Origin of the sequence: Arthrobacter silviterrae, assembly GCF_011045165.1 — a bacterium.
Lineage (GTDB): Bacteria > Actinomycetota > Actinomycetes > Actinomycetales > Micrococcaceae > Specibacter > Specibacter silviterrae.
In genome coordinates this window covers 1-23,448 of the sequence record NZ_JAAKZI010000047.1, presented here as the reverse complement: position 1 = coordinate 23,448, position 23,448 = coordinate 1, and the positions used below count along the sequence as shown (strand labels likewise).

At 65.5% G+C, this 23,448-nt stretch carries 14 protein-coding genes; 11 read left to right on the top strand and 3 right to left on the bottom strand.

All coding sequences use genetic code 11. The annotated features are described in order from the left end of the window. Nucleotides 1–86 precede the first annotated feature (86 nt). Entirely contained in the window at nt 87–749 is a 663-nt protein-coding gene (gene phoU, locus G6N77_RS18180) for a phosphate signaling complex protein PhoU (RefSeq protein WP_165183581.1), read from the bottom strand. 177 nt (nt 750–926) lie between these two features. Between phoU and G6N77_RS18175 the strand changes: the two genes are divergently transcribed. The 3 genes from G6N77_RS18175 to G6N77_RS18165 all read left to right on the top strand — a co-directional run bounded on the left by G6N77_RS18175 (nt 927) and on the right by G6N77_RS18165 (nt 6,971). Continuing rightward, the gene (locus G6N77_RS18175) at nt 927–2,189 is read left to right on the top strand and encodes a sensor histidine kinase (protein ID WP_165183582.1); all 1,263 of its coding nucleotides are present in this window, start codon (nt 927–929) and stop codon (nt 2,187–2,189) included. 64 nt (nt 2,190–2,253) lie between these two features. Continuing rightward, the gene (locus tag G6N77_RS18170) at nt 2,254–2,934 is read left to right on the top strand and encodes a response regulator transcription factor (RefSeq protein WP_165183580.1); all 681 of its coding nucleotides are present in this window, start codon (nt 2,254–2,256) and stop codon (nt 2,932–2,934) included. Between the two features lie 191 nt (nt 2,935–3,125). Further along, nucleotides 3,126–6,971: a beta-galactosidase gene (locus tag G6N77_RS18165; RefSeq protein WP_165183579.1), complete on the top strand. Its 3,846-nt coding sequence runs from the start codon at nt 3,126–3,128 to the stop codon at nt 6,969–6,971. Nucleotides 6,972–7,040: 69 nt separating this feature from the next. Here G6N77_RS18165 and G6N77_RS18160 read toward each other — a convergent pair whose 3' ends face one another. After that, a complete protein-coding gene (locus tag G6N77_RS18160; protein WP_165183578.1) occupies nt 7,041–7,559 on the bottom strand; it encodes a hypothetical protein in 519 nt (172 codons plus the stop codon). 275 nt (nt 7,560–7,834) lie between these two features. Here G6N77_RS18160 and G6N77_RS18155 point away from each other — a divergent pair, with 275 nt between their 5' ends. The 6 genes from G6N77_RS18155 (at nt 7,835) to glgX (ending at nt 14,675) form a co-directional block, all read left to right on the top strand. Further along, on the top strand, nt 7,835–8,317 hold the full coding sequence (locus tag G6N77_RS18155; protein ID WP_165183577.1) for a CarD family transcriptional regulator: 483 nt from the start codon (nt 7,835–7,837) through the stop codon (nt 8,315–8,317). An 85-nt stretch (nt 8,318–8,402) separates the two neighbouring features. Further along, on the top strand, nt 8,403–9,179 hold the full coding sequence (ispD, locus tag G6N77_RS18150; RefSeq protein ID WP_165183576.1) for a 2-C-methyl-D-erythritol 4-phosphate cytidylyltransferase: 777 nt from the start codon (nt 8,403–8,405) through the stop codon (nt 9,177–9,179). Between the two features lie 3 nt (nt 9,180–9,182). Further along, a complete protein-coding gene (gene ispF, locus G6N77_RS18145; RefSeq protein WP_165183575.1) occupies nt 9,183–9,698 on the top strand; it encodes a 2-C-methyl-D-erythritol 2,4-cyclodiphosphate synthase in 516 nt (171 codons plus the stop codon). 61 nt (nt 9,699–9,759) lie between these two features. Next, nucleotides 9,760–11,178 (top strand): cysteine--tRNA ligase, encoded by a 1,419-nt coding sequence (gene cysS / locus G6N77_RS18140; RefSeq protein WP_165183574.1) that lies wholly within the window; start codon nt 9,760–9,762, stop codon nt 11,176–11,178. Nucleotides 11,179–11,514: 336 nt separating this feature from the next. Beyond that, entirely contained in the window at nt 11,515–12,519 is a 1,005-nt protein-coding gene (gene rlmB, locus G6N77_RS18135) for a 23S rRNA (guanosine(2251)-2'-O)-methyltransferase RlmB (RefSeq protein WP_165183573.1), read from the top strand. A gap of 71 nt (nt 12,520–12,590) precedes the next feature. Further along, nucleotides 12,591–14,675 (top strand): glycogen debranching protein GlgX, encoded by a 2,085-nt coding sequence (gene glgX, locus G6N77_RS18130; RefSeq protein WP_338083840.1) that lies wholly within the window; start codon nt 12,591–12,593, stop codon nt 14,673–14,675. 18 nt (nt 14,676–14,693) lie between these two features. On the opposite strand, the gene glgP is transcribed toward glgX, so the two are convergent. Next, nucleotides 14,694–17,309, bottom strand: coding sequence for an alpha-glucan family phosphorylase (gene glgP / locus G6N77_RS18125; RefSeq protein WP_205678407.1), 2,616 nt, complete (start codon nt 17,307–17,309; stop codon nt 14,694–14,696). Nucleotides 17,310–17,481: 172 nt separating this feature from the next. Here glgP and G6N77_RS18120 point away from each other — a divergent pair, with 172 nt between their 5' ends. After that, complete coding sequence (locus tag G6N77_RS18120; protein WP_370875232.1) at nt 17,482–19,572, top strand: alpha-1,4-glucan--maltose-1-phosphate maltosyltransferase; 2,091 nt, start codon at nt 17,482–17,484, stop codon at nt 19,570–19,572. 8 nt (nt 19,573–19,580) lie between these two features. Continuing rightward, nucleotides 19,581–23,219: a 1,4-alpha-glucan branching protein GlgB gene (gene glgB / locus G6N77_RS18115; RefSeq protein ID WP_165183569.1), complete on the top strand. Its 3,639-nt coding sequence runs from the start codon at nt 19,581–19,583 to the stop codon at nt 23,217–23,219. Nucleotides 23,220–23,448 lie beyond the last annotated feature (229 nt).

The window sequence follows — 23,448 nt, the reverse complement described above, 5'->3', positions numbered from 1 at the left end:
GCCCCCCGCCCGCCGTCGTGCCGGTGGTCGAGCAGCGAGCTCTGCGAGCATCGAGCCCCAAGAGTTCGGGGCGCCCAAGCAGCAGATCAGCCGGCCAGGAAGTCCTCGGGCTGCCATTCGCCGGTGACCAGGTAGGACACCTTGCGGGCCACGGAGACGCCATGGTCGCCAAACCGCTCGAAGTAGCGGCTGGCCAGGGTGACGTCCACCGTCGTGGCGGGGGATTCGGTCCACTCCGGGGCTGCCATGGTGGAGAAGACGGTCTTGTGGAGCTTGTTGATGGCGGCCTTTGCGGCCAGGATGTCGCTGACCAGTTCTAGGTCACGCAGATCCAGCAGCTCGGACACCTTCTGGGCGATGACGATGTCCTGGCGGGCCATTTCGGCAAACGTCTCCACGAGCGCCGCCGGAATCACGGGGTTCGGGTAGCGCAGCCGGGTCAGCTGGGAGATGTGCCGGGCCAGGTCGCCCATGCGTTCCAGGGAGGCGCTCATGCGCAGCGAGCCCACGATCATGCGCAGGTCGCTGGCCACCGGGCCCTGCAGCGCGAGGACGTCAATGGCGCGCTCGTCAAGGTCATTTTGCAGGAAGTCGATGCGGGCGTCGGCTGCAATGACCTCCTGGGCAGCCTGCAAGTCGGCCGCGGCGAAAGCTGCGGTGGACTTCTCGATGGCGTCATTCACCAGCGATGAGATTTCAATCAAGCCCTCCCCAATTTGGTGGAGTTCGGCCTGAAAAACTTTACGCACGCGTGTTTCCTTTCGTGGACAGCCCAGCCTACAGGTGGGCTCGATCATGACCCACCCTCCCATCCTTGGATGAACAAGGCGGCACCGCAAGGTGAACGTTAGTTGAACGGGAGGGCGGCCGGGCAAACTTTGCGGTATTGGGGGTGCATCTGCGCATAGTCTTGGTCTGTGAACCCTTTGCTGACTGGAGTTGCCGCCGGGCTGATCGGCCTGGCCCTGGGCGTGTTTGGCATGCTCGCCTTCAGCGCCAGTGAACGGTCCCGCCGCCAGACCGTGGACGTGCGTGAACCGGCCCTGCCCGACGGTTCCGCCGAGGTCCTGTCCGTGGTGGGCAAGGCGTTCATTGTCATTGACATAGTGGACGGCGTGGTGCGGGCCAGCCCCGGCGCCTACGCCTTTGGGCTGGTCAGGGGCCACACCGTGGTCCACCAGCAGCTGCTGGAACTGGCCCACCGGGTGCGCCGCGACGGCGTGATCGAAGAACGCGACCTGGTCCTGCCGCGGCTGGTGCTGCCGGCTGCCGCCGCAGTGCCAGGCGCCGCACCGGCGCCCGGGCAGGGTGCCCCGGTCGCGGCCGCGCAGGTCTCGGAAGCCGTGCCGGGCAGCGCCCCCGCGCAGGGTTCCCTGGTGATCCAGGTCCGGGTGGCCCCGCTGGGCGAGGAGTACATCCTGCTGCTGGCCGACGACCGCACCGAAATTGCGCGCACGGAGGCCGTCCGGAACGATTTTGTGGCCAATGTGTCCCACGAACTCAAGACTCCCGTCGGCGCCATTTCCCTGCTGGCCGAGGCAATGGAATCATCCCCGGACGACGAGGCAGCAGTGCGCCGCTTCGCGTCCCGCATGATGACCGAATCGGCCCGGCTCGCGGCCCTGGTGCAGGACATCATCGAGCTGTCGCGGCTGCAAAGCAAGGACATCAACCAGGCGGTCACGGCCGTGGACATGAACGCCGTGATCGCCGAGGCCGTGGACAGGACCCGCCTGCCGGCGCAGAGCAAGAACATCACGATTGCGGTGGGCCCCAAAGTGGCCGCCGTCGTTCATGGGGACCAAAGCCAACTGGTGACCGCGCTGCGCAACCTGATCGACAACGCCGTGCGGTATTCCCCGGAAAACACCCAGGTGGGGATCGGGTTGTCGGTGGGGGACGGCGTGGTGAACGTCAGCGTGTCCGACCAGGGTGACGGCATGAGCCCCGAAGACCAGGACCGCGTGTTTGAACGTTTCTACCGCGTGGATGCGGCGCGGTCCCGGCATACCGGCGGGACGGGGCTGGGGCTGAGCATCGTCAAGCACATTGTGGGCAACCACGGCGGCGAGGTGACGCTCTGGTCGGCGCCCAAGACGGGGTCCACGTTCACGGTGCGCCTGCCGCAAATGACCTTTGTGGCCAACGAAGCCGGCGGGGGACTTCCCGCTGCCCGGAACCAAGGCTGATTCACCGCCAGGCGGGGGATCTTCGCAAAGACCACACCAAGCCAAACCAAGGAGCACGACGAGCTTGAGCAGAATTTTGATTGTTGAAGACGAAGAGTCCATCAGCGATCCCCTGTCGTTCCTGTTGTCAAAGGAGGGGTATGAGGTTGAGGTGGCCGACAACGGCCTGGACGCGCTGGTGGCGTTTGAGCGCGGCGGCGCCGACCTGGTGCTGCTCGACCTGCAGCTGCCGGGCATGAGCGGCACCGAGGTGTGCAAGCACCTGCGCCAGCGCTCCACCGTCCCGATCATCATGCTCACCGCCAAGGACTCCGAGATCGACAAGGTGGTGGGCCTCGAGCTGGGCGCGGACGACTATGTCACGAAGCCGTATTCCTCCCGGGAGCTCATTGCCCGGATCCGGGCCGTGCTGCGCCGCCAGGGGGAGCCGGAGGAACTAGTCAGCTCCACCGTCCACGCCGGTCCGGTGCGCATGGATGTGGAACGCCACGTGGTGACGGTGCACGGGGAAGGCGTCTCCTTTCCGCTGAAGGAATTTGAACTGCTGGAGATGCTGTTGCGCAATGCCGGCCGGGTGCTGACGCGGGGCCAGCTGATCGACAGGGTGTGGGGGGCCGATTATGTGGGGGACACCAAAACCCTTGACGTCCACGTGAAGCGCATCCGCGGCAAGATCGAGCCGGATCCGGCGGCGCCGAGGTTCCTGGTGACGGTGCGCGGGCTCGGGTACAAGTTCGAGCCGTAAACGCTCAGCTCCGTCTCAAACAAAAACACCCACGAAATGTGGGAAGTAGTGTTTGATTTTGGTTGTAATTGACCGTCGAAACTTTTACTGTGATTTGGATAACACTTTGCCGCGGCCTGGGGGTCGCCATAACAAAGGGATCCACCACCATGAATGTTCGATCATCACACGCGCCAGGCCGGGGAAAGGGCGTGCAATTCGCAGCCATCCTCGCCACCGCTGCCATGGGGTTGATGGCAGTCTCCGGCCCGGCGCACGCCACCGGGGCTGCGGGGACCGCCCCCGGCCAGCAGCCAGCCGCGGGGGCCGCCGTGTCCGCCGATTCACCCAAGGTCATCTTCCCGGGCAACGACGGCAAGCCCCACAAAGTCACCACCGATTCCAAGTCGATGATGGTGGACGGCAAGCGGCTCAATGTGTTCTCCGGCGAGTTCCATTATTGGCGCCTTCCCAGCCCCGGCGACTGGCGGGACGTCTTCCAAAAAATGCGCGCCAGCGGCTTCAACGCGGTGTCCTTGTACTTTTTCTGGGGACTGCATTCCACGGAGCCCGGCAAGTTTGACTTCACCGGCATCAAGGACATCAATCTCCTCCTGACCATGGCCCAGGAGGAGGGCCTGTATGTCATTGCCCGCCCGGGCCCCTATGTCAATGCCGAAATCTCCATGGGCGGCCTCCCTGCCTACCTGACCAAGAGCGGCGCGGGTTCCCTGCGCAGCACCGACCCTGCCGTGCTCAAGGAATCGCTGTCGTGGATCGATGCCTTCGACAAGATCGCCAAGAAGCACCAGGTCACCGACGGCGGCGGCTCCATAGTCACCTACCAGGCGGAAAACGAGCTGCTGAATGAAGGCGGGGACCGCCCGGCGTACATGAAGGCGCTGGTGACAAAGATCAAGGGTGACGGCATTACCGTCCCGCTTTTCCACAACGACTACGGCGCCAACGGGGCATACGTGCCCGGCAGCGGGAAGGCCGGCGGAAACGTGGGGCTGGACTACTACGCCTTTGACAACTACCCGCTCGGCTTCACGTGCTCGTCCGGCCGCGGCCAGGTCCCTGACATGGAATCACGCCTGCGGGCCCTGACCGCCACCAGCCCCCTGTTCATCGCCGAAGGCCAGGGCGGCGCCTTCACCCCCTGGGGCGCCAGCTTCAACACGAACAAGTGTGCGGACTTCGTGGACCCTGCCTTCACCCGCCAATACGGGGTAAACAACCTCAGCAACGGGACCAACATGTTCAACTACTACATGGAATACGGCGGCACCAATTGGGGCTGGACCGGATCGCCGTCGTCGGGCTTCACGTCCTACGACTATGGTGCGGCCATCAATGAAAACCGCCAGCTGACCCCCAAGGCGACGGTGCAAAAGGAGCTTGGATACTTCCAGCAGGACTTTGCACCGATCTCCAACATGGTCCCCCAGGCGGCCGTCCCAGTCACTGTGGATGGCGGCGCCGGCACCATCAAGTCCTACCAGCGCATCGCCACGGAGGACCAAGCCGCCGCGTCCGTCACCGGCAACGGCGCCCGCTTCCTGGGCTTCCGCCAAGGTGACAGCAACAGCACGGCAGAGCTGAAATACTCCTTCCCGCTTACCCTCTCCCCGCGCAAGGATGTGGTCGCGGCCAGCTACACCACCGATGACACCGACACCACGGCCATCAAGTACACGGGCTCCTGGACACACGCCAGCGGCCAGTCCTGGACCGCCGGCGACTACCAGGACACCGAGACGTTCAGCAACACCACCGGGGACTACCTGGAGTACACGTTCACCGGCCCCGGCATTCGCGTCATCGCCCCCGAGGCCAGCAACCACGGCATCGGCGACGTCTACATCGACGGCGTGAAGGCCGGCACGTTCAACACCTACGGGGCACAAAACGCCTCCTCCCAAGTGGTGGGCTTCCAAAAGGACGGCCTGGACCCTTCCGTCCAGCACACCATCAAGATTGTGGTGACCGGCCAGAAGGACCCCAACAGCCAGGGCACCTTCGTCAGTGTCGACGCCTTTGACGTCATCAGGGCCTCGGACGGCACCACGCCGCCAGCCGACGATTCCATCACCTTCCCCCGCATCCCGCAGAAGGCCGGCACCTTCATGAGCATGCACGGCCGCGACGCCAGCATGGTCATTGCCGACTACGCCTTTGACGGGCAGAAGCTGATGTACAGCACCTCGGAATTGTTTGCCAAGATGCCCGTGGCGGGCGGCACCCTCCTGACCCTCAACGGCTCCAAGGGCGACGACGGCGAGACCGTCCTGCAGTACGCCTCCGAACCGCAGGTCACCACCCTCAGCGGCACCCCGGTTGAATCGACTTGGGACGCCGGCGGCAAGACGCTGCGCCTGAACTATGTGCACGGCAACAACACGGCCGTCAAGATCACAGGCGGCGGCGCGCCCCAGCTGACCATCCTGACCACCGACCGCACCCAGACCGGCCGGCAATGGATGCTCGACGGCGTCGCACAGGGGACCGGCGGCAACAAGACAGTCCTGGCCACCGGCGTCGACCTGCTCCGCACTGCCCAGTTCGACGGCGACACCGTCAACCTGGTTGGCGACACCACCACGGCACGCACCGCCAACATTTACGTTCCCGCCGGCATCACCAAGGCAACGTGGAACGGGCAGCCGCTGGCCACCACCCAGGGCGCCGACGGCCAGCTCGTGGCACAACTGGGCGGACCGGTTGCATCCGCGCTTCCGGCGCTGGCCAACTGGAAGGTTTCGGGCGAAAACCCCGAATCCGCCGTCGCGTTTGACGACTCCGCCTGGCAGGAGGCCAACGCCACCACTGCGGCCAACACCCGCCAGGGTCCCGGCCCCAACCAGGGCAAGGTCCTGGACACCGCATTCTACGGCTACTACGAAGGCGACACCTGGTACCGGGCCCGCTTCACAGCCTCCTCCAATGCCACCAGCATCCAGCTGAAGGGCCAGGGCGGCAACGCCGCGGATATGCTGGTCTGGGTCAACGGAAGCTACGTGGGAGCGGCCGGTGCCGACGGCGGCATGAAGACCTTCACGGTGCCCGCAGGGGTCATCAAGGCCGGCCAGGACACGGTGGTATCCACCGTGGTCCGCAACAACGGGCAAAACCTTGACTGGTCCGACGACGGGCTCTCGCGCCAGAACCGCGGCCTGTACGACGCCATCCTGCCGAGCACCGGTGCCGTGACCTGGAAACTGCAGGGCGCCAAGGACAAGGCCGCCCCTGTGGACACGGCCCGGACCATGTACAACACCGGCGGACTGTACGGTGAGCGTGCCGGCTGGTACCTGCCCGGCTATCCGGACAGCGCGTGGGCCGATGCCAGCTCCTTCAAGCCCGCCAAGGCAGGAATCACCTGGTACCGCACCAACTTCGACCTCAACATCCCTGCCGGGACCGACACCGCGATGGCCCTTAAGGTCAACGACGCCAAGTTCGACGCCGGCCGCCAGGACTATGCCCGCGCCGTGATCTACGTCAACGGGTGGAACATCGGCACTTGGGTGGGCAATGTGGGACCGCAGGACACGTTCACCATCCCCCGCGGCTTCCTGAACGCCAACGGGAAAAACACCCTGGCCGTGGCGCTAACCACCGAACGGGACGCCCAGGGTCCGGATTCATTCACCCTGGTGGACCGCGGCACCAGCCTGGGCGGCGTCCCCTCCCCGCTGAACGCGGCACCCGGCTACCAGGCCGCCGTCGTCAGTGCCCAAGCCGTGGAAACCTCTCCCGCCCAGGGACCAGGGGTGACCATTGCCGCCAGCGGCACTGTGGCCCTGGCCCCGCTGGGCAACGGAGCGCTCACCTCCGCCACCCTCGAATTCGGCGACGGCAGCGCCCCCGTGGCCGTCCCCGTGGCTGGGGGTGCGTTCAGCGCCGTCCACAGTTACGCGAAGAAGGGCAACTACACGATTATTGCCACGGTGAGGGATGCCGTGTCCGGGGCCGTTTTGGGCACCGCCACCGTGGACGTCGCCGGAGGCAGCTGCAACGTCCACCACGTGTGCAGCTCTGCAGCAAGCAACTAAGCAGAACAGGAAGGCCGGCCACCCCCATGGGGTGGCCGGCCTTCCTGTTTTACAACTGGAAAACAGTCCTTACGGCGCGGCAACCGCGGTCGCGGTGGGCAGCAGGTCCTTGTATTCGTTCAGGGTCCCGTTCAGCACGGGCACGTTCAGCTGGCCCGTTTCGGAAGCGCCGCCGGACTGGCGCAGCTGGAGGACCTCCATGGCGCCTGCTGCAGCCTTGACGGTGCTGAGCGTGGCCTTGTCGTTCGCCGCGTTCAGGACCAGGGGAATGCCGGGCTTGACGGTCACTTCGGTCTGGGAGCCCTGGTCGCCGCTGAAGGTCAGGGTGATGTCGGAGGTGGAGGTGTTGTAGAACGTGCCGGCGACGTGGCCGGGGGCGTCATTGCCGTTGGAGACAATCATGACGTTGCGCAATTCCAGGTGGCCCATGTCCATGCGCACGCCGTCGGAGGCGGAGTAGACGATGGTGGTGCTTTGCTGGTTGATGGCACTGCAACCGGTAAACGCAAGGGCCCCGACGCCAATGGCGGCAATCAGGCCAAGGCGCTGTACTCGTTTGGCACCGGGGATGCCGGCAGCGGTTCTCACGTCAGTAACTCCTCATGGAAAGAACAATTATCTCGGACCAGCTTATCCGCATTGGCGGCAAAAGCCCGCTTTTGGGCCGGCCACATGAAGCTGCTGGGGCTGCCGCGGTTCACTGCACTGCACCTTCGCGGCGTTTAGTCAAGGCCCAAGGGAATCTCCAATTGTTGGAACAATTGTGCCTTCAGCGTATCCCCAATGCGCCCTGACCTGCGGAAACTCAAGGGAGCGGCCCTTTATTCGTGGTAAACTAGGACTATTGGAAAGGGAGAATCCACATGCTTTTTGAGGTCGGCGAGACAGTAGTTTACCCACACCACGGCGCAGCAAAGATCGAAGAGATCAAGATGCGCACCATCAAGGGTGAAGAGAAGATGTATCTCAAGCTCAAGGTGGCCCAGGGGGATCTAACCATCGAAGTGCCCGCAGAAAACGTCGACCTTGTCGGGGTCCGCGACGTTGTGGGCAAGGAAGGCTTGCAGCACGTCTTTGAAGTTCTTCGTGCCGAGTTTACGGAGGAGCCCACCAACTGGTCCCGCCGCTACAAGGCCAACCTGGAGAAGCTTGCATCCGGTGACGTCATCAAAGTTGCAGAAGTTGTCCGCGACCTCTGGCGCCGCGACCACGACCGTGGCCTTTCAGCAGGCGAGAAGCGCATGCTGGCCAAGGCCCGTCAGATCCTCATTTCCGAGCTTGCCCTGGCGGAAAAGACTGACGAGGACCGCGCAGCAGAAGTTCTTGACGAGGTCCTGGCCTCATAGTTGAGGCAATGCCCCACGCACTAACAAGGAACCCCGGCACCACACGGTGCCGGGGTTCCTTGCATCCCGGCGCTACTGTGGAGACATGAGTGATGAACTAAACGGCAGCTGCGCCGTCGTGATCGTTGCTGCCGGTTCCGGGCAGCGGCTGGGATTCGGGGTCCCCAAGGCCAGGGTGCCGCTGGGCGGGGAGCCCATGCTGGCCCACGCCGTCCTTGGGGTGGTCAACGCTGGCATCGCAGCCCAGATTTGCATTGCCATCCCTCCGGGCGATCCGGAAATGGCTGGCATCTGTGCCGATCTCCAGGAACAGGCCGGCCCCGGAATCCTGTGGTCCGTCGTCGAAGGCGGTGCGGACAGGTCCGAATCCGTGCGGGCCGCGCTGGCCGTCATGGCGGAGGGCATCACCACGGTCCTGGTCCACGACGGCGCGCGCCCGCTGACGCCGTCGGGCGTGTTTGAACGGGTCACGGCCGCGCTGCGCGACGGCGCGAGGGCAGTGATCCCGGCCCTGGCCGTGGTGGACACCATCAAGACCGTGGTGCCAACCGAGCTTCCTGCCACGGGGGCCGGTGTGGAAAAGGTGTCCGGCACCCCGCCCCGCAGCCGGCTCCGCGCCGTGCAGACGCCGCAGGGATTTGAGCTGGAGACCCTGCGCCGCGCCCATGCGCATGCGCTCACCCTCGATGCCGCAGCCGCCGCCCAGGTCACCGATGACGCCATGCTGGTGGAGGCCATCGGCGAGGACGTCTACGTGGTCCAGGGCTCAGCGCACAGCCTGAAAATCACCACCCCCACGGACCTTTTGCTGGCCGAGGCCATGCTGCAGGGCCCGCTCCGCCCGCGCTGGGTGGAGGGCTAGGCGATGGCCGGCGGGTGGAGCGGGCTGCCCCGCACCGGGATAGGCGTCGACGTCCATGCCTTTGCCCCGGAAATGGACGACGCCGGCACGAAGGTCCCGCTGTGGCTGGCGGGCCTGCTGTGGGAAGGCGAGCCGGGCCTGTCCGGCCATTCCGATGGCGACGCAGTGGCCCACGCCGCCGCTGACGCCTTGTTTTCCGCCGCCGGGGTGGGGGATCTGGGCACGCACTTTGGCACGGACCGCCCCGAATGGAAGGGTGCCAGCGGTGCAACACTGCTGGCCGAGGCCGCGCGCATTGTCCGCGCGGCAGGATTTGAGATCGGCAACATTGCCGTCCAGTTCATCGGAAACCGGCCCAAGTTCAGCCCGCGCCGGGCCGAAGCCGAAGCCGTGCTGGGTGCCGCGGCCGGTGCGCCGGTCTCCGTCAGTGCCACCACCTCGGATGCACTGGGTTTCACAGGCCGCGGCGAGGGCATCACGGCCGTCGCCACCGCCCTGGTCATCAAGGCGGCACCGTAAACCGCCGCGGCCAACACCAGCCCGCCACCCAAGCCGCCGCCCGAGAGGATACCCTAGAGCCGTGACCCTGCGCTTTTATGATTCCGCCACCGCCGCCGTCCGCGACTTCACGCCGCTCCGGGAGGGCCGGGTTTCGCTGTACTACTGCGGCGCCACCGTCCAGGGCGAACCGCACATCGGGCACGTCCGCTCCGCACTGGCCTTTGACCAGCTGACCCGCTGGTTGCAGACCACCGGCTACGAAGTCACCGTGGTGCGCAATGTGACGGACATTGACGACAAGATCCTGGTCAAGGCCGCCGAAAATGGCGAGCCCTGGTGGGCCCTCGCCTACCGCTTTGAGCAGGCCTTCGAGGACGCCTATGACGCCCTCGGCATTCTCAAACCCACGTACGAGCCCCGCGCCACCGGCCACATCCCGGAAATGCACGCGCTCATTGCCCGGCTCATCGAGCGCGGCCATGCCTACCCGGCCTTGGACGATTCCGGCGACGTGTACTTCGACGTGCGCTCCTGGGCCAAGTACGGCTCGCTGACGCACCAGAACATTGACGACATGCAGGCCGCGCCCGACGCCGACCCCCGGGGCAAGCGAGATTCCCGCGACTTTGCGCTGTGGAAGGGGTACAAGGATGGCGAGCCCGAGACGGCCCGCTGGGAATCCCCCTGGGGTGCCGGCCGCCCCGGCTGGCACCTGGAATGCTCCGCCATGGTCACGAAGTACCTTGGCACGGAGTTCGACATCCACGGCGGCGGGCTGGACCTGCGCTTCCCGCACCACGAAAATGAGATGGCGCAGTCGCAGGCGGCCGGCCATGGCTTCGCCAGCTTCTGGATGCACAACGGCATGGTCACCTATGAGGGTGAAAAAATGTCCAAGTCCATCGGCAACACCATCAACCCGCGCGAAATGCTGGAACTCGCCCGGCCGTTGGTGGTCCGCTACTACCTGGGCCAGGCGCACTACCGCTCGGTGCTGGACTACCGGCCCGGCTCGCTCACGGAGGCCGCGGCCGCCGTCGAACGCATTGAGACGTTTGCGAAAGCGGCCCTCGGGTTGCTCTTCCCCGGCAACGATTTTGGCTACATCGCAACGCGCCCGGACGCCTTCCGGTCCGCCATGGATGACGACCTCAACATCCCCGCAGCCCTCGCCGTGCTCCATGAAACAGTCCGGGCGGGCAACACTGCCCTGGCGGCAGGGGATGCGGACGCAGTCCAGGATGCGTTCCTGGCTGTCATGGGAATGACTGAGGCGCTGGGAATCAACCCCTTGGATGCACAGTGGCGGCAGGGGAGCGGCTCGGCGGCCGAGCTGGGCGCCCTGGACGTGCTGGTCGCGGCGCAGCTGGAGGCCAGGGCCCGGGCCCGGGCGGAGAAGAACTGGGCAGAATCGGACAGGATCCGCGACCTCCTGGCCGAAGCGGGAGTGGAAGTGGCCGACTCGGCAACCGGCTCCACCTGGTCCCTGAAGCGCTAACCCCCCACCCCCACCGACCCTCGGTTCCAAACGGGCCACTTTTCCCCGACGCTCGGTTGCAAGTGGGTGGAAATTGGCGAACGCTCCCTCAATGGCTGCGGGAGCGTTGCCAAAAAATGCCCCGATTGCAACCGAGCGTCCGGATAGGGCGGGGCGTGAGAAAGGGCACTTTTGGGCCCGCGTATCGGGAAATTGGCGTCTAGGCCGTAAGCTATTAGCTACGGGTGTCCACTATCCCGTTCTCCCGTGCGCCTAAAATGCGAGTGCGGGCATACTTGTTTGACGACTTCGGGGCCTTGAAAAAACCGGCACCGCACCAATCGTAAGGGTTTTACCATGGCCAACAATCCCCGCTCCGGCGCCGTCCGCAAATTGAAGAAGGGTCCCCTCAAGGGCACGGGCGGACTGGGCCGCAAGGCACTTGAGGGCAAGGGTCCCACCCCGAAGGCCGAAGAACGCACCTATCACAAGGCGTACAAGAACAAGCAGCTTGCCGAGCGTTCAGCGGCCAAGCACAGCGCCGGCGCCGGCGGCCACACCAGCAACCGGCGCAGCAGCGGGCCGAAGGGCCGGGCCACCGAAGAGCTGGTCACGGGCCGCAACTCCGTGGTGGAGGCACTGCGCGCCGGCATCCCCGCGAAGGCGCTGTACGTTGCCGTGCGCGTGGACATGGACGAGCGCGTGCGCGAATCCATCAAGCTGGCCAACGAGCGCGGCATCCCCCTGCTTGAGGCCCACAAGCCGGAACTGGACCGCCTCACCGAAGACGCCATCCACCAGGGCCTCGTCCTGCAGATTCCGCCGTATGAGTACGAAGACGCCGTGGACATGGCCAGCGACGTCATGGCCAAGTGGAAAAAGGGCCACATTGCCAATGCCCCGCTCATCGTCGCGCTGGACGGAATCACGGACACCCGCAACCTGGGCGCCATCATCCGCAGCGTGTCCGCATTCTCGGGCCACGCCGTGATCATTCCCGAGCGCCGCAGTGCCGGAGTCACGGCCGCCGCCTGGAAGACCAGTGCTGGGGCAGCCGTGCGCGTCCCAGTTGCCAAGGCCCCCAACCTGAACCGCGCCATCGGCGCCTTCCAGAAGATGGGTTACTTTGTGCTGGGCCTGGACGGCGAAGGCGATGTATCCCTGCCCGACCTTGGCCTGGCCAAGGATCCGATCTGCCTGGTGGTGGGCTCGGAAGGCAAGGGGCTCTCCCGCCTGGTGCGTGAAAACTGCGACCAGATTGTCTCCATCCCGATCAACTCGGCCATGGAATCCCTGAACGCTTCCATGGCCGTGGGCATCAGCCTCTACGAGGTTTCAAAACAGCGCAGCACCCAGGCCTAACTGTGCCGGTAACTGATGTCGAAACCGTTGGAACCCTCGGGATGGGATTGTCGCGCCGGTTCCCCCTTGGCGTGAGCACCCTGGCCCAAAAGCATGGTCCGGATGCCGTCAATGTTGCCGTGTATGCGCCTGCCCGCCGCCGGGTGGCACTGTGCCACCAGGCTCCCGGGGGGCCCTGGAAGGCAGTCCTGCTGCCTGACGTGACCGACGGCGTCCACCACGGCCTGATTGCCGACATGCCGGTGGGCAGCCGGTACGGCTTCTACACGGGGTTCGACAGCGATTCCGGCCAGCTGCTGCAGGTGGATCCCGAATCCGTCCAGCTGCTGCTGGATCCGTACGGGCGCTACATTGACGAACACGAGGCCGCGGACGGCACGGCGCGATACGTCTCGGTGCGCATGCAATCGGACTTCGACTGGGGCAATGTCGTCCGGCCCAACACGCCGCGCCGCAACACGGTGCTCTATGAGGCACATGTGCGCGGCCAGACCATGCTGCACCCGGGCATCCCCGAAGACATCAGGGGCACCTATGCGGGCATGGCGCACCCCGTGATGATCAAGCACCTGCAGGAGCTCGGGGTGACCGCCGTGCAATTGCTGCCCATCCACTTCCACATTGACGAGCCACACCTGCACGGCACGGGCATGCGCAACTACTGGGGCTACAACTCCCTGGGCTTCTTTGCGCCCCAGGTGGACTATGCCAGCGCCGACGCACGCCGCCGCGGCCCGGAAGCCGTCCAGGCGGAACTGAAGGGCATGGTGAAGCTGCTCCACATGGCCGGGATTGAAGTAATCCTGGACGTGGTCTACAACCACACCGCTGAGGGCGGGCAGGGCGGACCTGCGCTGAGCTGGCGCGGCCTGGCCGAGGAACAGTACTACCGCATGCACGACGGCGGCTACGTCGACACCACCGGCTGCGGCAACTCCCTGAACTTCGGCAATCCCCATGTCATCAGAATGGCCATGGACTCGCTGCGGTACTGGGTGGAGGAATTTCACGTCGACGGCTTCAGGTTTGACCTGGCCGTGTCACTGGCGCGCAACGGGACGCATGAGTTCAGCAGCCAGCACCCGTTCCTCCTGGCCGCAGCCACGGACGGGGTCCTGGCTGCCACCAAGCTCATTGCCGAGCCCTGGGACATGGGAATCGACGGCTGGCAGACGGGCAACTTCCCCACCGGCTGGTCCGACTGGAACGACTCGTTCCGGGACAACGTCCGCAGCGTGTGGCTCACCGACCGCGCATCCCAGCTGGACGGGCACCACCACGGAAGCCTGGGCAAGCTGGGAGACGCCCTTGGCGGCTCGGCAGGGCTGTTCGCGCAGTCCGGTCGCAGCCCCATGGCGTCCATCAACCTGCTGACGGCCCATGACGGGTTCACCCTGGCCGACCTCACCGCGTACAACCACAAGCACAATGAGGACAACCAGGAAGGCAACCGCGACGGCCACGACCACAACCGCAGCTGGAACCACGGGGTCGAGGGCATCAGCAACGATCCCGCCATCCTGGCCGAGCGGTCCCGCACTGCCCGGAACCTGATGGCCACCCTGCTGCTGGCCCTGGGCGTGCCCATGATCACGGCCGGCGACGAGCTGGGACGGAGCCAGGGCGGAAACAACAACGCCTACTGCCAGGACAATGAAATCGCCTGGCTGGACTGGAGCATGGACGACGACGCGAAGACCATGCTCTCGGCCACCCGGCGCCTCCTGCAGATCCGCAAGGACTTCCTCGCAGAGCAGCCCAGCAGCTACCCCATGCGCGGCGGCGAATCGTTTATCCACTGGTTTGGCGCGGACGGCCTCCCCATGACGCCTGAACGATGGACCAACCCGCATGAACGCGTCCTGACCATGCTCATCGGTTCGCCCCACGGCCTGGTGGACGGGCTGGTGGTCTTCAACACCGGCATCACCGATGAAATGGTCACGCTGCCCGCCAACCCCCGCTACGCCACGGATCCCGCCGCGGAGCCGGGCCCATTCATGTTGCGCATGACCACCGCCGCCGCGGGGACGGACCGCGACGGCGAACCCACCTTCCGGCTGCCCCGTTCCGTTCCGCGCGTCCCGGCAGGGGACGCCGTCCCCGTCGAGGCCAACACGGTGCAGATCTACCGCAACGACCTGGCCCCGCGCTGACCCGGCGCGCGGGCCGCGCTAGGCCGTCGCGATGAGTCCCAGCTCGGCGGAATTGGCCATTGCGGCATGGCGGGGCAGCACCTTGACGCCGTAGCCAAAGCTGCCGGACCGGTCAATGACCAGGTCGGCGGTGAATTGGAAGCGGCCCTCACCCAACTCTGAGACGCCATCCAGCGTGAGGATGCGGGTGTCGCTGAGTTCGTCGGAGTCACCCACGCGGCCGTAGGCCACCTGGACACTGACATCGTCCGGGCTCAGCCCGCCCAGGTTCACGTTGGCCCGCACCTGGATGGTTTCCCCGATCTGGGGCTCATCGGAAATGCCGTGGGAGTCCACATGCTCTATGTGGAGGCCGCCCCACTCGGCGCGCACCTTCTCGGTCCAGGCCGCGAATTCCTTCGTGGCGGCATAGCCGTCGGCCCGGGCGGCACGGCCGGCCTCGGCGGCCGGCTGGTACAGGCGCTGGACGTATTCGGACACCATGCGCCCGGCGGAGACGGCCGGGCCCAGGTGGGCCAGGGTGTGCTTGATCATGGAGATCCAATGCGACGGCAGCCCGTCGCCGCTGGGCTGCGACGGACCGGCCGCCCCCGCGCCTGCGGACACCAGGTCGCCGTAGAAGCGCGGCGCCACCTGTGTTTCCAGGAGTTCGTACAGGGCCGCGGATTCGATGTCGTCGCGTTCCTTCTCGCTGGTCCCCTGGTTGGCCGTGGGGATTGCCCAGCCGTTTTCGCCGTCGTACAGCTCATCCCACCAGCCGTCCATGACGGACAGGTTCAGGGAGCCGTTGATGGCGGCCTTCATGCCGGAGGTTCCGCAGGCCTCCAGCGGGCGGAGGGGGTTGTTCAACCAGACGTCGCAGCCGGGGAACAATGTGCGGGCCATGGCGATGTCGTAGTTGGGCAGGAACACAATCCGGTGGCGGACTTCCGGGTCGTCGGTGAACTGGACCAGGTCCTGGATCATCTTCTTGCCTGCGTCGTCGGCCGGGTGGGACTTGCCGGCGATGATGATCTGGATGGGATGCTCAGGGTGCAGCAGCAGGGCCTTGAGCCGGGCGGGGTCGCGCAGCATCAGCGTCAGGCGCTTGTACGTGGGCACGCGCCGGGCAAAACCGATGGTCAGCACGTCCGGATCCAGGGCGGCATCGGTCCAGGCCAGCTGGGCGTCCGCGGCGCCCCTCTTCTTCCACGAGGCCCGCAGGCGGGCCCGTGCGTCCTCAACCAGGGCTGTGCGCAGGCGGCGGCGCAGGGCCCAGACGTCTGCGTCGCTGACGTCGTACACCTTGGACCAGTCCGGGCCGTTGAGCACGTCGGCGCCAAACTTTTCGCGGGCCAGCTCGGCGAGGGCAGGGTCCACCCAGGTGGGCACGTGCACGCCGTTGGTCACGGACGTGATGGGGACGTCGTCGTGGTCGAAGCCCTGCCAGAGCCCGGCAAACATTTCCCGCGACACCACACCGTGGAGCTTCGCCACGCCGTTGGCCCGCTGTGCCAGGCGCAGCCCCATGACGGCCATGTTGAACACATCCGGATTGCCGCCGTCGTAGTTCTCGGCGCCCAGCGCCAGGATTTCGGCCACGGGGACGCCTGGCGCCAGTTCACCGGCAAAGAAGTGTTCGATCATGCTGCGCGGGAAGCGGTCAATTCCCGCAGGAACGGGCGTGTGGGTGGTGAACACCGTCGATGCCCTGCCCGCGGCCAGTGCCTCGCCAAAGCTCAGCGGGCGTTCCGTGACCGACGCATCCATGAGTTCGCGGATGCGCTCAATGCCGAGGAAGCCGGCGTGCCCCTCATTGGTGTGGAACACCTCCGGCGCCGGGGTGCCGGTGAGGCGGGCGTAGGCACGCAGCGCCTTGACCCCGCCCATGCCCAGCAGCAGTTCCTGGGCCAGCCGGTGGTCCCCGCCCCCGCCGTACAGGCGGTCGGTCACGCCCCGTGCGGCGTCGTCGTTCTCGGCAACATTGGAATCCAGCAGCAGCAGGGGCACCCGGCCCACATCCGCACGCCATACATTGGCCAGCAGCACCCGGCCGTCCGGCAGCGGCAGGGAAATCCGCACGGGCGTCCCGTCATCCTCGCGCAGCAGAGTCAGCGGCAGCGAGTCAGGGTCCAGCAGGGGGTACGTCTCCTGCTGCCAGGCGTCCTTGGACAGGGACTGCTTGAAGTAGCCGGCCTGGTAGAGCAGCCCCACGCCGATGAGCGGCACGCCCAGGTCGGAGGCGGACTTGAGGTGGTCCCCGGCCAGGATGCCCAGGCCGCCGGAATATTGCGGCAGCACCTCCGTGATGCCGAACTCGGGTGAGAAGTAGGCGATCGCAGCCGGAGCATCCGTGCCCAGGCCCTGGTACCAGCGTGGCTCGTTGAGGTACTGGTCCAGGCTGCGGGCGGCCTCCGCCACGCCGGCCACCACCGCCGGATCGGCAGCCAGTGCCAGCAGCTGTTCGCGGGTGATGGCGGCCAGCATTGCCAGGGGGTCGTGCCGCACCTCGTCCCACAATTTCGGATCAAGCGACTCAAAGAGCCTCCGCGTCGGCAGGTGCCATGACCAGCGCAGGTTCGTTGCCAGGCGGGACAGGGCACCAATCTCCTCGGGGACAACGGTGCGGACAGTGAATCTACGATTTGCCTTCATGCCGGTCACCCTAACCCATGAATGTTTACGCAACGCTTCGCGGGGACACAAAAGCGATTTCGTGACGTCATGAATCCTGCGCTGCACCCGAATTTGCCTGCATGCTGGACGAATCGCCCAACTTTGCCGTAGACCTTAGGAATATTTGGGCGAAGTCGCTAACGTCGTCTCTGTGACTACTTCCAAGCCAGCACGCCACGCATCCGCCCCGACGGCCCACCCGGCCTCGGAACCGTCGCCAGCGCCGTCGCCCACGGAAGGCCTGCGCTTTGGCAGAATCCCCATCACCAACATCCAGCCCGTCATTGAGGATGGAAAGTTCCCGGCCAAGGCTGTGCGCGGCGGCGACATCCAGGTGCGCGCCGTCGTATTCCGGGAAGGGCACGACGCCGTTGGCGTGACGGCGGTCCTGTTCGACCCCAGTGGCGCCGAGGCCCAGCGCACCCGCCTCAAGCCGCTGGGCAAGGGGAGCGATGCGTGGGGCGGCGTGCTGACGCCAGCCACCGTGGGGGAGTGGTCGTTTGCCGTGGAGGGCTGGACGGACCTCTACGCCACCTGGACCCACAATGCGCAGGTGAAAATCAACGCCGGCGTGGACGTGGATGTCATGCTCGCCGAGGGCCGCCAGCTTTTGTCCAGGGCGGCCAAGGCATGCCCCGCCCCCGCGGACGCCAAGGTTTTCAAGCAGGCCGCCAAGGCGCTCGCCGATGACTCCCTCAACACCAACGACCGCCTGGCCGCCGGCACCGGTCCCGCCGTCCGCGCCGCCGTCGGGCGCTTCCCGCTGCGGGACCTGGTGACCCGGAGCCGGCGCTACCCGCTTCAGGTGGAGCGCGACGCCGCCGGCCGTGGCGCCTGGTATGAGTTCTTCCCCCGTTCAGAGGGCGCACGACGCGATCCCACCACTGGCCTGTGGAGCAGCGGGACATTCACGACGGCGGCCCGTCGCCTTCCAGCGGTCGCCGCCATGGGCTTTGACGTTGTGTACCTGCCCCCCATCCACCCCATCGGCACCATCAACCGCAAGGGCCCGAACAACACCCTGGTGGCGGGGCCGGCGGATCCCGGCTCGCCCTGGGCCATCGGCTCCGCGGCCGGCGGGCACGACTCCATCCACCCGGACCTGGGCACGTTTGGCGACTTTGACGCGTTTGTGGCCGCCGCCAACGAACTTGGCCTGGAAGTGGCGCTGGACCTGGCTCTGCAGTGCGCCCCGGACCACCCGTGGGCCACGGCCCACCCGGAATGGTTCACCACCCGGGTGGACGGGACCATCGCCTACGCGGAAAACCCGCCGAAAAAGTACCAGGACATCTACCCGCTGAACTTTGACAACGATCCGGCCGGGCTTTCCGCGGAAATCCTGCGCATTGTGCGGTTGTGGATCGGCCACGGCGTGAAGATCTTCCGGGTCGACAATCCCCACACGAAGCCCGTCTGGTTCTGGGAATGGCTCATCGGCACGGTCAACGCCGAAAACCCTGACGTGGTGTTCCTGGCGGAGGCTTTCACGCGCCCGGCCATGATGGCGGCGCTGGGCCGGGCAGGATTCCAGCAGTCCTACAGCTACTTCACGTGGCGCAACACCAAGGAGGAGCTGGAGGAATACCTGGTCCATGTCAGCCGCGAATCCGCCGGCTACTTCCGCCCGAATTTCTTCGTCAACACCCCTGACATCCTCACGGAATTCCTGCAGTACGGGGGGCCGGCCGCCTTCAAGATCCGGGCCATCCTGGCGGCCATGGGCAGCCCGTTGTGGGGCATGTACGCCGGCTACGAGTTGTTTGAGCACGTGGCCCGGCCCGGCTCCGAGGAAAACATTGACAACGAAAAATACCAGTACAAGGACAGGGACTTTGCCGGGGCGGAGGCTGCCGGAAAGTCCCTGGCGCCCTTTGTCACGCTGCTGAACAAGATCCGCCGCGCCCACCCGTCGCTGCTGGACCTGGAAAACCTGACCCTGCACCGAAGCTCCGACCCTTCCACGCTGGTTTTCAGCAAGCACAAGACCATTGCGGCCACGAAGGATGAGCCGGCCCGCAAGGACACGATCATCGTGGTCATCAATGTGGACCCCCACAGCATGCGCGAAGGCCAGGTCACCCTTGACCTGGAGGCGCTGGAGCTGGACGGGCTTGCCCCGGACGGCACCTTCATCGTGGACGAGCTCATCACCGGCGCCACCTGGAACTGGGGCCGGCAAAACTACTTCCGCCTGGATGCGCACCTGGAACCGGCCCACATCCTGCACGTGCGGCGCTAGCGGTGCCCATGAGCCCAGACATCCTCGCCCTGCTGTCACCCTGGCTCCCACAGCAGCGCTGGTACCCCCTCAAGGACGGTGCCCCGGCGGCCCCGCGCCTGCGCCAGGCGTTGGATGTCCCGTCCGCCCGTCCCGGCACGGCCTACCGCGTGCTGGTCATCGACCTCGCTGCCGCGGCTCCGGCTGTCGCGGACAGGTCCGCAGACACGGACGACGCCGGCACTCCGGTCACGCTGCAGGTCCCCGTGGGCGTCCACCAGGGAAGGCAGGGCGACCTCCCCGACGCATCCCTGATCGGGACCACCGAAGACGGCGAATGGATTTACGACGCCCTTTTCGACCCTGGATTCATGGACGCCTGGCTGTCGGTGTTGACCGGTGCCACGAAAGTGGACGCCGTGGCGACGTGGCACAGTGATGCCATATCAGTTGAAGGGTTCGACGCGCCGCTGCCGTCCGTCCGTGTGATGTCCAGTGAGCAGTCCAACAGCTCGGTCGTGTTCGAACTGGGCGGACGGCCGCTTATCGCAAAGTTTTTCCGGGTCCTGCAATCCGGCCTGCATCCGGAAGTGGAGTTGGGCCGGGCGCTCCTGACGGCCGGCAATGCCTTTGTCCCGGCCCTTTGTGCCGCCGCCACGGCGGAACTGGTGCCGCCGCTCGTTTCGAAACCGGGCCAGGGCGTCGGCCAGACCACGCTTCTTGTCATTCACACCTTCATTCCAGGCGGGCAGGACGGTTGGGAGAGTGCACTGGCTGCCGTTTCGGGCGGCCGAGGCTTTACCGCGGAGGCCCATGCCATCGGGTCGGCGCTGGCCCGCGTGCACGGCAGCCTGCGCAGTTCGCTGGGGGAGCTCAGCTGCACCGGGGAGGAAGTCGCGGCGTTTGTCGAGGCGATCATCGCCCGGCTGGCGTGGTCCTGGGAGCTCGCGGCGGCCGCCGTCGGGCCTTATGACCGCCAGCTCAACCACATCATGGCACAACTGCGCCACTTGCGGGAGCTGCCGCCCGTCCAGCACATCCACGGTGACCTCCACCTGGGCCAGCTGATCCATGTGCCCACTCCAGGGAACAGCCGCTGGTACTTCCTTGACTTCGAGGGGGAGCCGCTGCGGCCGCTGGCAGAACGCAGAAAGCCGGACGTGGCGCTGCGCGACGTCGTGGGCATGGTCCGCTCCTTCGACTACGCGGGTGCACAGGCCGTCAGGCAGGGCCTGGCCAGCGCCGAATTCGGCTCCGCCTGGTCGGACGCGTGCAGCGAGGCGTTCATTGAGGGGTACCAGGGCGGGTGGCCCAACAGTGTGGAGAAGACCTCCGTCCTCTACCGGGCATTGTTGCTGGACAAGGCACTTTATGAAGTTGTTTATGAATTGCACAACCGGCCCGAGTGGGTGGGCGTGCCGGTGCAGGCCGTTCGGAATTTGTTTGAATCAAGGGAAAGTAGCGTGGACATGGGACTGAAGAAAGCCGCCAGACTCGCAGTGGATGCGGGTATCCTGGCCAGTGTTTCGGACGGAACGCACTATGCGCCACATTCCGTGCTCGGCGCCCATCTGGGCGAGGACGGTTCGGCAACCATCCGCACCTTGCGGCACTTGGCGGAGTCGGTGACGGTGGTGACCGGCAGCGGCAGCTTCCCCATGGTGCACGAGCACGGCGGGATCTGGGTTGCCGTGGTGCCCGTGGAGGAAACCGGGCATGTGCCGGATTATCGCCTGGAAGTGCGGTATGCCGATGGTTTGCACAGGGTTGATGACCCCTACCGCTACCTTCCCACCGTTGGCGAACTTGACCTGCACCTCATGGCAGAGGGGCGGCATGAAACGTTGTGGACTGTGCTGGGCGCCCATGTCCGGCGCTACCACTCCGCCATGGGAGACGTCGCCGGCGTCAGTTTCGCCGTCTGGGCTCCGGGGGTCCGGGCCGTGCGCGTCATTGGCGAGTTCAATGGCTGGGATGGTAGGTCGCATGCCATGCGCAGTTTGGGGACAAGCGGGATCTGGGAGTTGTTCGTTCCCGAGGTGGAGCCAGGTGCACGCTACAAGTTTGAAATTCTCACCGAGCACGGGCAGTGGCTGGAAAAGGCTGATCCCATGGCGTACGGCACGGAGGTGCCGCCGCTGACGGCTTCGCGCGTGGTGGAGTCCACCTATGCGTTTCAGGACTCGGCCTGGATGGCGGCCCGCGCCGCTCGGGATCCCCACAACTCACCCATGAGCGTGTATGAGGTCCATCTCGGCTCGTGGAGGCAGGGGCTGGGCTACCGTGAGCTTGCCACGGATCTGGTGGACTACGTCAAGTGGCTCGGTTTCACCCATGTTGAGTTCATGCCCGTCTCGGAGCATCCGTTTGGCGGCTCGTGGGGTTACCAGGTGACGTCCTACTTTGCGCCCACCTCGCGGTTTGGCCACCCCGACGAATTTCGCTTCCTGGTCGATGCGCTGCACCAGGCCGGCATCGGCGTCATCATGGACTGGGTGCCGGCCCATTTTCCCAAGGACGAATGGGCGCTCGCCAATTTCAACGGCTCGGCCCAGTACGAACACGCCGATCCCCGGCTTGGCGAGCATCCCGACTGGGGAACGCTCATCTTTGACTTTGGCCGCAACGAAGTCCGCAATTTCCTGGTGGCAAATGCCCTCTACTGGATGGAAGAGTTCCACATCGACGGGCTGCGGGTGGACGCCGTCGCCTCCATGCTCTACCTCGACTATTCCCGCGAGGAAGGGCAGTGGAGCCCCAACCGATTCGGCGGGCGGGAGAACCTGGAGGCCATCAGCTTCCTGCAGGAAATGAACGCAACCGTCTACCGTCGCAACGCCGGTGCCGTGACCATTGCCGAAGAATCCACGGCATTTCCGGGCGTGACCGCGCCGACCAGCGCCGGCGGGCTGGGCTTCGGCATCAAGTGGAACATGGGCTGGATGCATGACTCCCTGAGCTATATGGAGGAGGATCCCGTCAACCGCGGGTGGCACCACAACCAAATCACCTTCTCCCTGGTCTACGCGTTTACGGAAAACTTCCTGCTGCCCATCAGCCACGACGAGGTTGTCCACGGCAAGGGCTCGCTGCTGCGCAAGATGCCGGGGGACAGGTGGCAGCAGCTGGCAAACCTTCGTGCCTTCCTGGCGTTTCAGTGGGCGCACCCCGGCAAGCAGCTGATCTTTATGGGCACTGAATTTGGCCAGGAAGCCGAATGGAGCGAACAGCACGGACTTGATTGGTGGCTGGCGGAGAACCCGCCGCACCGAGGCATCCAATTGCTGGTCAAGAAGCTGAACCAGGTCTATTCCACCACTCCCGCCCTCTCGGAACAGGACAACAAGCCCGAAGGCTTTAGCTGGATCAACGGGGGTGACACCACGCACAATGTGGTTTCCTTCATTCGTTGGGACGGGGCCGGCAACCCCCTGGTGTGTGTCGTCAACTTTGCGGGCGTTGCCTATGAAGACTTCCGCGTTGGAGTGCCTTCCGCCGGGAAGTGGGAAGAAGTGCTTAACACGGACAGTGCCGAATATGGCGGATCCAATGTGGTCAACGCGGCGCCACTCCCCGGGGAAGACCGGCCGTGGGACGGGCAAAAGTACTCCGTGGGCCTACGGATTCCGCCCCTTGGCGCCGTCTACCTGGTCCGCTCCAAGGGGTAGCTGGGCAGTCCCGATCTAACACCTGCCGTTGGTTTGGCTTTTGCCGCCGGCAGGTGTTAGAGTAAGTACCCCGCCGGGCGAACAGCCCGGCATGGAACCAGACCACATCATCGGCCTAGAAAATAGGTGTAATGATGTGTGTTTACTCGTGAGTTGGTTATCAATTGCGGAATAAATGAATCTGGTTGTCGGATTTGCTTTTAGAAAGCAGATCAGATAAGTTTGTGAA